This window comes from Yoonia ponticola (genome assembly GCF_014199395.1).
Classification (GTDB): Bacteria; Pseudomonadota; Alphaproteobacteria; order Rhodobacterales; family Rhodobacteraceae; genus Yoonia; species Yoonia ponticola.
Genome location: NZ_JACIJM010000003.1, coordinates 52,962 through 65,026 on the forward strand (window position 1 = coordinate 52,962; position 12,065 = coordinate 65,026).

The following is a 12,065-nucleotide window of genomic DNA, read 5'->3' on the forward strand; positions in this document are numbered from 1 at the left end:
CGGGACGATAACCGTAACATTGGGCAACGAGAGAAATCTGAGGCAATCTATGTGGCGACTGATCAAAGCACTGGTATTTCTGACAGCACTGGCTGCGATCGGCTTAATAGGCTATGCCTATATCGGGCCGATCTTTTTCCCCGGTGACTTCTCGCCGCCCCGGATTCAAGTGACAGAGCCGGTGACATTGGACCTGGAGTGATATGAAACCGGTAGTTCTCGCGATTATCTTTGGCACGTTAGCCACATCAGCGCCCGCGCAAGGCAAAGACCCTCTATCAGCGATTGATTGGTTATCGCAAAGCGTGGAACCCGCCGCTGCGGCACCCAGCCGCCGTCCGTCACCATTGCGTCCTAACGAGGCCCCTGTGTCCTCTGGGGCTGGCACGCCGAATGTGACCACGACGCCGCTTGATGGACCGTCGCCCGACCCGATTGGCTTGTTGTCGTCTGACCTGACGGGGCTGCCGATGTCGCTGTGGTCTGCCAGTACCGAATCTACATTGGTCACGCTGTTGCAAGCCCAACAGACTGACGGTCTGCCCGCGATGCAGGATTTGTTGAAAACACTGCTCATGGCCGAAGCTGATCCACCTTTGGGTGCCTCTGCTGCTGGTGGGTTGTTCCAAGCCCGCGTGGACAAGCTGCTCGACATTGGTGCGATTGAACCGGCACAAGCTTTGCTGGAACAAGCCGGTGCCGACACGCCTGATCTGTTCCGCCGCTGGTTCGACGTCGCCTTGTTGACCGGCAGCGAAGACGCCGCCTGTCGCACCCTGAAATCCCGCATTGATGTGGCTCCAACCTATGCCGCCCGCATTTTCTGTCTGGCGCGTGGTGGCGATTGGGCTGCTGCTGCTTTGTCGCTGAACACGCACCGTGTCTTGGGTGATATCTCCGAGGAAGAAGAAGCGCTGCTCTCGCGGTTCCTTGATCCCGAACTTTACGAAGGCGAGCCGCGCTTGCGTCGCCCTGAACGGATCAGCCCGCTTGTGTTCCGCCTCTACGAGGCCATCGGCGAACGGATGACCACGAACCGCCTACCCCGTGCTTTTGCTCATGCAGACCTGCACAATCAGGTCGGCTGGAAAAGCCAGCTTGAGGCCGCCGAACGTCTGGCCCGCGACGGTGCGATTTCCAGCAACGTGCTGTTCGCGCTTTACACATCGGGTCGCCCTTCTGCGTCCGGTGGTGTGTGGGACCGTGCTGATGCGATCCAAGATTTTGACCGCGCGTTACGTGACCAAGACGAAGACGCTGTTGCCGCCGCTCTGCCCGCCGCATGGGAAGCAATGCAGTTTGTGAAAACCGAAATCGCCTTTGCACAAGAATACGGCGTTGATCTGGTGGATGTGCCGTTGACAGGACGCGCCGCTGAAATCGCCACTACGGTGGGTCTTTTGTCGCCATCCTACGAGGACACGGCACTTGTGCGCACCGACGGCGATCCGTTCTTGATCGCGCTTGCCCGTGGTATCCCGCAAACCGTGGACAGCAACGACCCGTTGCGCATGGCGATTGCAGCAGCCTTTGGCGACGCAGTGGCCCCAGACGGGCTGGCGGAAATGGCCGCGAATGATCAGCTTGGCGAGGCGATTTTGCAGTCCATCGCATTGGTACATGTCGGGATGTCCGGCGACTACCAAACCTTGACCGAGGCGCTGTCGTTCCTGCGATCCGTCGGGCTAGAAGACGTGGCCCGCCGCGCAGGCCTGCAACTGCTGTTACTTGAGCGGCAAACATGAGCCCTTCTGACCGCCCGATGATGAACTGGGTCCAAGCGTTCCTAGAGGCGCAAGCCGCCGAGTTGGACGCCGCGACCAATACGCAGCTGGCCTATGCCAATGACCTCAAGGATTTTGCAGGTTGGCTGACACCGCTGGGCAAACACTTTGCCAATGCGACCCAAGACGACGTTGAAGGCTACCTGATCGAATGCGATACCCAAGGGCTGTCACGCTCCACCCGTGCGCGGCGGTTGTCTGCGATACGGCAACTTTACCGCTTTGCCTTTGAAGAAGGTTGGCGCGAGGACAACCCTGCGATCCAGATCAAGGGGCCAGGTAAAACCAAATCGCTGCCCAAAACGCTATCCATTGTCGAAGTTGACGCGCTGATCTCTGCGGCTGCAGCCCACCCGAAAGAAGGAAAACGCAACGCCTGCTTGATGCAATTGCTCTATGCAACGGGGATGCGTGTTACGGAACTTGTGACGTTGCCTGTGTCGGCCGCACGTGGTGATCCGCCGATGTTACTGGTGCGCGGTAAGGGCGGCAAAGAACGCATGGTGCCCCTGTCGCCCCCCGCCAAAGCGGCGATGGCGGACTGGTTGCATGTCTGGGATGCGACGAACGATGCAGGCCGTGCGCTGGGCAAACCGGAATCAAAATTCCTGTTCCCGTCACGTAGTAAAGCGGGCCACCTGACGCGCCACCACTTCTTTGGCATGATCAAAGATTTCGCGGTCAAAGCGGGCGTATCACCGGACAAAGTCACGCCGCACACGCTGCGCCACGCCTTCGCGACACATCTGCTCGAAGGTGGCGCTGATCTGCGGGCGATCCAGACCATGCTAGGCCATGCGGATGTGGCGACCACCGAAATATATACGCATGTTGTTGGTGAGAGACTGACAGCACTTGTGATGGAACATCACCCGCTCGCCAAAGTCCCGCCCCGCGACCGCGACGACACGTCCTCATGACACGACTTGATTAGATTGAACCGAACCCCTATCTCACACCAGTATTTTACCGATGAAAGACCCTGATGGACCCCTCGACATTTGACGCCGCCTTTTGGTTTACAGCCGTGGCGATTTTGGTTTTGCTGGCATTATCCGGCTTTTTTTCCGGGTCTGAAACCGCGCTGACCGCGGCATCGCGGGGCAAGTTACGCTCTGCGGCGGATCGCGGATCAAAAGGCGCGGAAACCGCACTTGATTTAACAGAAGACAGTGAACGGCTGATCGGCTCAGTCCTGCTGGGCAACAACGTGGTGAACATCCTTGCCACATCGCTGGCTACCGCCGTGCTGACCAAAGTATTCGGGCAAAACGGGGTCGCAGCCGCCACGCTGATCATGACGCTACTCGTGCTGATCTTTGCCGAAGTGTTGCCGAAGACCTACGCCATCACGAACCCCGAATTGGTGGCATCGCGTGTCGCACGGCCCATCGCGTTTGTGGTGCTGGTCTTTTCGCCCGTCGTGTCGATGGTGCGTGTGCTTGTGCGCGCAATCCTGAGGATGTTTGGCGTGCAGACCGACCCTGACAGCCATATCCTTGCGGTGCGTGAAGAAATCGCTGGCGCGTTGCAGTTGGGCCATTCCGAAGGCTTTGTGGAAAAAGAAGACCGTGACCGGATTTTGGGCGCATTGGACCTGAACGACCGTGCGGTGGAAGAAATCATGCTGCACCGCTCGAATATCGAAATGGTGGATGCGGCGCTGCCGCCGAGCGAGATTTTAAAACAAATCCTACAATCCAAAAACACACGGCACCCGATCTACAAAGACGATCCCGAAAACATCGTCGGCGTAATCCACGCCAAAGACGTGTTGCGGTCGATGTACGAGCTGCTGACTGCAGAAACCGACACCAGCGACGCGATGGAAAAATTCGACATCATGTCGGTGGCCACCGCGCCATACTTTGTACCCGAAACCACCACGCTTGATGATCAAATGCGGCAGTTCCTACGCCGCAAGACGCATTTCGCACTGGTCGTGGACGAATACGGTGGGTTGCAAGGTCTGATCACGCTCGAAGACATTCTGGAAGAGATAGTCGGTGAGATTGCCGATGAATTTGACGGCGATGAAGACTACCAGATCGAGCAATGCGATGACGGCACGTATATGGTCGACGGCAGCATCACGATCCGCGATTTAAACCGTGCGCACGACTGGAACATGCCCGACGACGAAGCCAATACCGTCGCAGGTCTGGTGATCCATGAGGCACAGATGATCCCTGTTGAGGGCCAAGTATTCAGCTTCCACGGCTTCCGATTTGAGGTCGTGAGCAAAGAAGAAAACCGGATTTCCGAGTTGAAAATCCGGCCTCTTTGATCGGGCGCTGCGCCGGTTGCACCGACAGGATGCCTCCGGCGGGAGTTGTTTTGGCGACATGAAGGTGCGGGTTAGCGCCCTTTGAACAAGCTGCCCAAGATACCGCGAACGAGGCGGCGGCCTGTGGTGCCTTTGAGTTCCTTTGCCACCACGGATGCCAATGCCCCGCCAAAGCTGCTGTCTTTGCTGGACTTGCGCGATGTGGACCGGCCACTGGTGCCAGTGCCAGTGTAGCGGCGGGCCGCTTTGAATTCGCGGTCTTTTGCTTCGAGTTGGTCTTCTTCGGCTTCCGCTTTTTCAGCCGCTTTGGCGGCGTCATCGGCGCGTTTGGCCAGAATTTCATGCGCACTTTCGCGGTCGATTGTGGTGTCGTATTTGCCTGCCATTGGCGAGGCGGCCATGATTGCTGCGCGTGCGGTGGCGGTGATCGGGCCAAGGTGCGATGCTGGGGGACGGATCAGCGTGCGTTCCACGATTTGCGGGATGCCCTTGGCGTCCAGCATGGATGTAACAGCCTCGCCTGTGCCGACCTCTTGGATCGCGGCGGCAGTGTCGAAGGCCGGATTATCGCGGTAGGTTTGTGCCGCGAGTTTCAACTCTTTACGGTCTTTTGCTGTGAAGGCCCGCAGCGCATGTTGCACGCGGTTACCCAATTGCGAGAGCACGTCGTCAGGCACATCGGCCGGGTTTTGCGTGATGAAATAGACGCCCACGCCTTTTGAACGGATCAGACGGGCGACTTGTTCGACCTTGTCCACCAGTGCTTTGGGGGCGTCGTCAAACAGCAGGTGGGCCTCGTCAAAGAAGAACACCAGTTTGGGTTTATCGGGATTGCCGACTTCGGGCATGACTTCGAACAGTTCGGACAACAGCCAGAGCAGGAAGGTTGCATAAAGCCGCGGGCTACCCATGAGTTGGTCGGCCGCGAGGATGTTAATGATGCCGCGCCCGTCGGTGTCGGTCCGCATCAGGTCAGCGAGATCAAGTGCAGGTTCGCCGAACAGGGCTGTACCGCCTTGGTTCTCCAGCACGAGAAGCTGGCGTTGGATCGCACCTACAGACGATGTCGCCACATTGCCGTAGCGCAAGGACAGATCGGACGCATGTTGCCCGACCCAGACCAGCAGTGATTGCAGATCTTTCAGATCCAGCAGCGGCAAGCCTTCTTCATCGGCCACGCGAAAGGCGACGTTCATCACGCCCTCTTGCACATCCGTTAATTCCATCAGGCGCGACAACAGCAACGGCCCCATTTCAGCGACGGTCGCACGGATCGGGTGGCCTTGTTTGCCAAAGAGATCCCAAAATGTGACAGGGAATTTGTCGTATTGCAGGTCCAAGCCGATGGTGGCCGCCCGTTTCATAAAGGCGTCGTGCAGTTTGAAATCAACCGAACCAGCAGCCGCAAGGCCGGACAAATCACCCTTCACGTCCGATAGGAACACCGGCACGCCATTGGCGGAAAACCCTTCGGCCAAGATTTGCAGCGTCACCGTTTTACCAGTGCCCGTAGCCCCCGCGATTAGCCCATGCCTGTTGGATTTATCCAACAACAGCGATTGCGCCTCAGCGTAGTCTTGACCACCGCCACCAATGAAAATTCCGTCAGACATGCGCTGCGTGCTCCTTTTTCTGTCGCGTCAAAATACATTCTTAACGTCTTTGCGCTAGGTCTAATGCACACACTGTCATCTTACCCCTCCCACGATGTGCAGCGTCACCTCCCTGTCAGACTTGCCGTGCCTTCGGGTACGGCATTTTTGGCCCGCCTTCGTTTTACCATTCGGCTCACAAATCCGTCGTATTTCGCAAAGTAACCTGTTGACGTAGCACAAACCCTTCCCTAAATTTCGCTCAATAAGTCGGCAAAGTCCGACAGGGAGATAGCGAAAGAAGGGTCCTTGCGTGCAGGGGCCCTTTTCTTATGGGGTTTGCACAGTCTCGTTCAGCTAATCAGCAGTCCTTTGCCACCTGCGACAGATTTGACCCTGACAGTTGCGATTTCGCGTGTTAACTCGTGACAAACTACAAACAATGGACTGATTTTCATGTTGAAGACCGCTACACCGTTATTGATTGCCTTGATGTTGGCGACACCTGCTTTCGCACAGGAAACCGCCACAGATGACACCACAACCGAGCAAGCTGCGCCGGAAACACCGGAAACAGCAACCGAGGCTGAAGCCACACCAACAACCGACGCTGATCCAGCTGACGGTCTGTCGCTAGGCTCGCCGCTGGATAACGCCGAAGCACCGACCGTTGCTGATTTGGCGATTGGTCAGCCGTATGTGCGTGGCGAATCCGGTGATTGGTTGTTCCGTTGCCTGAAAGCCGAAGAAGGCACTGACGATCCTTGCCAGTTGTACCAACTTTTGAAGGACAGCAGCGGCAATTCCGTGGCCGAAATCAGCCTCTTCCCACTCGCAGGCTCTGGCCGTGCAGCAGCGGGCGCGACAATCGTAGCCCCGCTTGAAACACTGCTGACACAGCAATTGACTGTGGCTGTAGATGGCGGTGCGGCACGTCGCTACCCGTTCACATTCTGTAACACTGCAGGCTGCGTGGCGCGTGTTGGTTTTACGGCAGAAGAAGTGGCCCAGTTCAAACGGGGCAATGCCGCGACCATCACAATGGTTCCAGCAGCAGCACCAGACGAGACAGTTGAATTGGCTGTGTCCCTGTCCGGATTCACGGCTGGCTACGACGAATTGGCCGCTGCGGCACAATAAGATCACCTTGTAAGCTATTGAAAGCGCCTTCAGTTTTACTGAGGGCGCTTTTTTTATGCGGTGCGAAGTGCGATCACTGCGTTCAGCCCGCCGAAAGCAAAAGCGTTCGAAATCGCCACGTCCACCTTGGCCTCGCGGGCCGTGTTTGGCACCACGTCGAGCGCACATTCGGGGTCCGGTTGTTCGTAGTTGATCGTGGGCGCAATCACCCCGTCGCGCACTGCCATAATGCAAGCAAGCAGTTCCACAGCGCCGGTGCCGCCGATCAGATGGCCGTGCATCGATTTCGTGGACGAGATCATCAAATCATCCGCATGCGTCCCGAACACGTCCCTGACAGCCGCGCATTCCGTCTTGTCGTTGGCCGCCGTCGCTGTGCCGTGCGCGTTGATGTAGCCCACGGCATTGGTCGGGATTTGTGCATCTGCCACGGCGCCCGCAATCGCCCGCGCGGCACCCTCTTTGGACGGCATCACAATGTCAGAGGCGTCAGAACACATTGCAAAGCCTACAACTTCGCATAATATCTCAGCCCCCCGCGCCATGGCGTGATCGCGGTCTTCGAACACAAACACGCCCGCGCCTTCGCCCTGTACCATGCCGTTGCGGTTGGCCGAAAACGGGCGGCAGCCGTCCTTGGACATGACGCGCAGCCCTTCCCAGGCCTTTATCCCGCCAAAGCACAACATCGACTCTGATCCGCCTGTGACCATCGCCGTGGCCATGCCGCAGCGCACCATGTTGAAGGCTTGACCCATCGCGTGATTGCTTGACGCGCACGCCGTGGCAACCGTGAACGACGGGCCGCGCAGGTTCCATTCCATCGACACCTGCGACACCGCAGCATTGTTCATCAGTTTTGGCACGATGAACGGGTGAACGCGGTTCTTGCCTTCTTCGTAAACAGCGCGAAAGTTTTCGTCTTGGGTGGTCAGGCCACCGCCGGACGTTCCCAGAATTACGCCGGATTTATCGCCAAGCGCTCCGTCAAACTGCAAGCCTGATTGCCCAATCGCCTCACGTGCTGCGAGCAGTGCAAATTGCGTAAAGCGATCATAAAGCGTGATCTGTTGGCGGTTGAAATGTGCGGTTTCGTCGTAATCGCGCACTTGCCCGCCGATCTTGATCTGCAAGCGGTCCACGTCGCGAATATCCAACGGGCCAATGCCGCAACGCCCCTCGCGCATCGCCTCTAGCGTCGTGGCAACATCGTGCCCCAGCGGGTTGATCGTGCCGGCACCTGTGATGACAACGCGGCGCATCCGCTTAGGCCTGTGCGGCCACAAGGCGCTCGACTGCTTTGACGATGGCCGCCACTGACGAGATGTCGAAATCGCTCTCTGATGGTTCGTTCGCATTGAAAGGCACGATGATATCAAAGGCTTCTTCGATACCAAAGATACTCTCAACAAGCCCCATACTGTCGATCCCCAACATTTCCGGTGTGTCGGTCAGTTTGATATCGGAGGGGTCCATCAAGGCTTGTTCGGCAATGATTGCGACGACTTTGTCTTGGGTATTCACGGGCAAGTCCTCGGGTATTGGTGTTCGCTGTTATGTATCATCGTTCGGTTTGGAAACAAGTTTGCGACGGCCCGCATCTTTTGCCTCGTTACGTAAACTGCGTTGCTCCGCCCGAAAGGCCAGCATCGGTTTTGCGGGATAACCCATCATAAATTGACCACGAGGTGTATCACCCAGCACAATCGCGGCGCCACCGAGCAAGCAATCGGATCCAATAGTAATGTTGTCAGCAACACCAGATTTTCCTCCCAAAATAGAACGGTCACCAATCACAGCAGAGCCCGCCACAGCCGTTTGCGCGCAAAGCAAGCAATTCTCGCCGACGATCACGTTGTGCCCGACTTGGACCAGATTATCGATCTTGGTGCCGCTGCCGATGCGCGTCGGTCTGATTGTGCCAGCGTCAACGGTCGAATTTGCGCCGATCTCGACATGATCGCCCAGCACGACGGACCCAAGCGAATGAATGCGGTGCTGTGTGGCGTCATCAATAGCCTCAAACGGAGTTTTGCCAAGCGTCCGCCTGCCCGTTTCGGCAATAGACGGCATCGCTGTGACAAAGGAAAACCCGTCCGCACCGATCACCACATTTGGTTGCAAAATCACATGATCGCCAATGACAACATCGCGACCAATACGCACGCCGGGATGCAGGATGCCTTGCGCACCGATCTGCACACCTGCACCGATGCTCACGAGTTCAGCCAACAGCGTATCCTGCCCGATCACCGCATCCGCGCCAATCACGCAGAACGGTCCAATCGTCACGTTCGCGCCGATCTTGGCGGCAGGATCAATCACCGCCGAGGGGTGAATCCCCTGCCCGACCAATGGCTTATCCATCATTTGCGTGAGAACGGACATCGCCAACCGCGGGCGCGGCACAACAATCGCCGCCTGCAACCCCAAGGCTTGCCAATCCGCATCGGCCCAGACAACTGCCGCTTGTGCGGCACTGGCCGTCAATGCATCGGCGTAGCGTTTCGACATTGCCAGCGCCAGATCATCCGGTCCCGCCATGCTAGGCTCGGCCAACCCAGACACGACAACACCACCATCCCCAAGAACGTCAGCGCCCAATGCGCGCGCAATATCAGCTACGGTTTGTGTCATCTTGTCCTGCCCCTTGGCCCACCATGTAGCGGGCCGTTCAGACAGACTTAGCCTTGAACGCCGGGAACAGCCACCCCTTCGCGGGTCAGCGCGTTCCAGATTTTACGGTCGCGGTCATAGATATCGCGGCGGAATTCAAGCTGGCCGGAATTACTTGTGAACGCAGTCCGGTAGACCAGATGCACTGGCACAGGTTGCTCTAGGTTCAAGCGCGACTCGTTGCCGGACCGCAGAAGCCGTTGGAACAGACCTTCGGGATCATCCGTTTGCGGCGTCAAAAGCGCATATGCAAAATCAAACGGGTCATTCAAGCGGATACAACCGTGGCTAAAGGCGCGAACTTCGCGGCCAAACAGGCTTTTGGCGGGCGTGTCGTGCAGGTAAATATTGTATTGGTTCGGAAACATGAATTTCACGAGGCCAAGCGCATTCGAATTCGACGGAGGTTGCCGCATCGAGAACGGGAACGTCCGCGCCGTGTAGCGGTTGAAGTCGATGTTGGACCGGTTCACAGTGCGGCCATTGCGATCTGTAATCAGCAATTGACCCGCAGCGCCCGGATTGCGCTGCATCTGCGGCAAGTACTCTTTGGTGACGATTGAACGCGGAACGTACCAACTTGGATTGATGACCATATGGCTCATGACGTCGGAAAACTCTGGCGTCGCGCGGTCAGCCGGTGTGGCCCCAATTACGGAACGGGTCGTGAAAGTCACCTCGCCGAAATCCACAATCTGCGCGGAATAATCCGCTAGGTTCACCCAGATATGGCGGTCGCCTTTGTCTTGGTTGAACCAACGCTCACGCTCCATCGCGACAACGATAGACTGAAGCCGTTCACTGATCGGGCGGTTCAATTCTGCAATGGTGCTTGGGCCAGCGGTGCCGTCGACTTCTAGGCCGTGACCACGTTGAAACGCCTCTACGGCTGCTACGATCTGCGCATCATAAGACGCGGTGACAGAGCGATCCAGGTATCCCATCGCGACCAAACGGTTGCGCAATGCGATCACATCAGGTCCAGTTGATCCGACCTCAAGTTTCTCGGCATTGACGACTGGACCCCAACCGCCATTGGCTTGCAACGTCTCTAACCGCAGTTTCGCGGCGATCAAACGGGTGTATTCGGGTGAGCTGGGCGGCAATGACCGCAGGAATGTCGTCGGGTTGCTGTTGCGGAATTCGGCCAACAAATCGAGACGCGGGGTATAGACAACTTCACGCACGATCAGCGGGTCTACGGATTTGGGGCGTAGGACGCCGGATTGCACATCGCGGGCGTATTGCAGGAATGTCTTAGTCAACAAAACTTCGATAGCGCCGAGTTCAGCTGGCGTGCGAGCAGACTGCATTTGAGCAATCAACGCGTCCACATCATAGCGATTGGTTGGCAGCCCGTGGTGGCCCGCGTTTTCCAAGGCAGACAGCAACGCATTGCGGTGGCCAACAGCAGAATCGCCGCTCCAGATGCCTTCAAAACTGCGCGCACGGTAGAATGCGGCAACATCTTCATCACGCGCAGCGGTTTCCGCGACAGCCTGACGAAATGCAGTGACCTGTGCGTGCGCCATCGGGGCAGCAACTGTTCCCGCCATTAAAGCCAGACCAGCAACTAAACTAAAACTGCGCAATTTTGCGCCAGCCACATTGACCAAATGACCCATCGAATTCCCCAAAACGTTTATCAAAAGCAGTACCTTGCACGAGTAAACACAATATATAGTGGGTGTCTAATCACGCTTAGAACAGCACGGCACGCCCACCAATAGCCTGTGCCTCAACCGCAACAGTTCCATATTACCGTGTATAATTGGCCGATTTTCGCCGATTTTGGGTTTGTTAACCCTGTCTTGCTACAAAGCACTTGGTTGGGTGCCGGGATTGTGACATGTATTGCGAGCAACTGGGGGAACAGTGCATCGTTGGCGAAAAGCCAACACAGATCGAGCGACGGGACAGGCGCATAGATATGACTAAATTAACAACCTCGGGGATGACCCGGCGTGGCGTGTTAGGCGCATTTGCAGCAACAGCTGTAGCAGCGGCACCCACCTATTCCAATGCAGCAGGCTTTTTACGCGGTGGTGGCGATGTCCGCCGACTACGTATGTATTCAGGCCGTACCGGTGAACGTATGGATACGATTTACTGGATCGAAGGCCAGTACATCGGCGAAGCCCTTGCTGAAATTAACACGTTCATGCGTGATTGGCGGAATAACAAAACCATCAACATCGACGTGCGGAACGTAGACATCATGGCCGCGTCATTGCGTCTGTTGGATGTAAACGAACCCTACATGTTGTTGTCGGGCTACCGTTCACCAGAAACCAACGCGATGCTGCGCAGCCGTTCATCCGGCGTTGCGCGCAACTCACTTCACATTCAAGGCCAAGCGGCTGACCTGCGGTTGGAAAGCCGTTCAACCGCGCAAGTCTCTAACGCGGCACGGTCTTGTGCGGCTGGTGGCGTTGGCCGTTATTCCGGTTCAAACTTCGTCCACATGGATTGTGGTCCAGTCCGGTCTTGGGGCGGTTAACCTTTCTTAAGAAACAGACCGATTAAAATGGCCTGATTGTCCGCAAGATGCGCGATAATCGGGCCTTTTTTATGTTTTATCTACCT

At 56.9% G+C, this 12,065-nt stretch carries 11 protein-coding genes; 6 read left to right on the forward strand and 5 right to left on the reverse strand.

What is annotated here, in order from left to right; genetic code table 11:
* Positions 1 to 49 precede the first annotated feature (49 nt).
* From FHS72_RS05305 to FHS72_RS05320, 4 genes are all read left to right on the forward strand, one after another.
* Complete coding sequence (locus FHS72_RS05305) at positions 50 to 202, forward strand: hypothetical protein (protein ID WP_183526710.1); 153 nt, start codon at positions 50 to 52, stop codon at positions 200 to 202.
* 1 nt (position 203) lies between these two features.
* Positions 204 to 1,745: a hypothetical protein gene (locus FHS72_RS05310; protein ID WP_183526713.1), complete on the forward strand. Its 1,542-nt coding sequence runs from the start codon at positions 204 to 206 to the stop codon at positions 1,743 to 1,745.
* Complete coding sequence (locus FHS72_RS05315) at positions 1,742 to 2,704, forward strand: site-specific tyrosine recombinase XerD (RefSeq protein ID WP_183526716.1); 963 nt, start codon at positions 1,742 to 1,744, stop codon at positions 2,702 to 2,704. Before FHS72_RS05310 ends, FHS72_RS05315 begins: the two co-directional genes overlap by 4 nt.
* 65 nt (positions 2,705 to 2,769) lie before the next feature.
* Positions 2,770 to 4,071, forward strand: a complete 1,302-nt coding sequence (locus FHS72_RS05320) for an HlyC/CorC family transporter (RefSeq protein WP_183526720.1) — start codon at positions 2,770 to 2,772, stop codon at positions 4,069 to 4,071.
* A 71-nt stretch (positions 4,072 to 4,142) separates the two neighbouring features.
* On the opposite strand, the gene FHS72_RS05325 is transcribed toward FHS72_RS05320, so the two are convergent.
* Complete coding sequence (locus FHS72_RS05325; protein WP_183526723.1) at positions 4,143 to 5,684, reverse strand: helicase HerA-like domain-containing protein; 1,542 nt, start codon at positions 5,682 to 5,684, stop codon at positions 4,143 to 4,145.
* A 435-nt stretch (positions 5,685 to 6,119) separates the two neighbouring features.
* Between FHS72_RS05325 and FHS72_RS05330 the strand changes: the two genes are divergently transcribed.
* Positions 6,120 to 6,803 carry an invasion associated locus B family protein gene (locus tag FHS72_RS05330; RefSeq protein WP_183526725.1) on the forward strand — a complete coding sequence of 228 codons (684 nt, stop codon included), beginning with the start codon at positions 6,120 to 6,122 and terminating at the stop codon, positions 6,801 to 6,803.
* Between the two features lie 53 nt (positions 6,804 to 6,856).
* Here the strand turns inward: FHS72_RS05330 and FHS72_RS05335 are convergent, their stop codons facing one another.
* The 4 genes from FHS72_RS05335 to FHS72_RS05350 are packed head-to-tail and all read right to left on the reverse strand — an operon-like array spanning position 6,857 to position 11,104.
* Positions 6,857 to 8,065 (reverse strand): beta-ketoacyl-[acyl-carrier-protein] synthase family protein, encoded by a 1,209-nt coding sequence (locus FHS72_RS05335; protein WP_183526727.1) that lies wholly within the window; start codon positions 8,063 to 8,065, stop codon positions 6,857 to 6,859.
* A gap of 4 nt (positions 8,066 to 8,069) precedes the next feature.
* Positions 8,070 to 8,327 carry an acyl carrier protein gene (locus FHS72_RS05340; RefSeq protein ID WP_425511109.1) on the reverse strand — a complete coding sequence of 86 codons (258 nt, stop codon included), beginning with the start codon at positions 8,325 to 8,327 and terminating at the stop codon, positions 8,070 to 8,072.
* Positions 8,328 to 8,357: 30 nt separating this feature from the next.
* Positions 8,358 to 9,440, reverse strand: a complete 1,083-nt coding sequence (locus FHS72_RS05345) for a UDP-3-O-(3-hydroxymyristoyl)glucosamine N-acyltransferase (RefSeq protein ID WP_183526731.1) — start codon at positions 9,438 to 9,440, stop codon at positions 8,358 to 8,360.
* 47 nt (positions 9,441 to 9,487) lie between these two features.
* Positions 9,488 to 11,104 (reverse strand): L,D-transpeptidase family protein, encoded by a 1,617-nt coding sequence (locus FHS72_RS05350; protein WP_183526732.1) that lies wholly within the window; start codon positions 11,102 to 11,104, stop codon positions 9,488 to 9,490.
* 305 nt (positions 11,105 to 11,409) lie between these two features.
* Here FHS72_RS05350 and mepK point away from each other — a divergent pair, with 305 nt between their 5' ends.
* Positions 11,410 to 11,979 carry a peptidoglycan L,D-endopeptidase MepK gene (gene mepK, locus FHS72_RS05355; RefSeq protein ID WP_183526734.1) on the forward strand — a complete coding sequence of 190 codons (570 nt, stop codon included), beginning with the start codon at positions 11,410 to 11,412 and terminating at the stop codon, positions 11,977 to 11,979.
* Positions 11,980 to 12,065 lie beyond the last annotated feature (86 nt).

Bases quoted from the DNA above. Each gene is read 5' to 3' on its own strand.
- FHS72_RS05305 (WP_183526710.1), top strand. From the start codon at position 50: ATGTGGCGACTGATCAAAGCACTGGTATTTCTGACAGCACTGGCTGCG.
- FHS72_RS05310 (WP_183526713.1), top strand. From the start codon at position 204: ATGAAACCGGTAGTTCTCGCGATTATCTTTGGCACGTTAGCCACATCA.
- FHS72_RS05315 (WP_183526716.1), top strand. From the start codon at position 1,742: ATGAGCCCTTCTGACCGCCCGATGATGAACTGGGTCCAAGCGTTCCTA.
- FHS72_RS05320 (WP_183526720.1), top strand. From the start codon at position 2,770: ATGGACCCCTCGACATTTGACGCCGCCTTTTGGTTTACAGCCGTGGCG.
- FHS72_RS05325 (WP_183526723.1), bottom strand. From the start codon at position 5,684: ATGTCTGACGGAATTTTCATTGGTGGCGGTGGTCAAGACTACGCTGAG.
- FHS72_RS05330 (WP_183526725.1), top strand. From the start codon at position 6,120: ATGTTGAAGACCGCTACACCGTTATTGATTGCCTTGATGTTGGCGACA.
- FHS72_RS05335 (WP_183526727.1), bottom strand. From the start codon at position 8,065: ATGCGCCGCGTTGTCATCACAGGTGCCGGCACGATCAACCCGCTGGGG.
- FHS72_RS05345 (WP_183526731.1), bottom strand. From the start codon at position 9,440: ATGACACAAACCGTAGCTGATATTGCGCGCGCATTGGGCGCTGACGTT.
- FHS72_RS05350 (WP_183526732.1), bottom strand. From the start codon at position 11,104: ATGGGTCATTTGGTCAATGTGGCTGGCGCAAAATTGCGCAGTTTTAGT.
- mepK (WP_183526734.1), top strand. From the start codon at position 11,410: ATGACTAAATTAACAACCTCGGGGATGACCCGGCGTGGCGTGTTAGGC.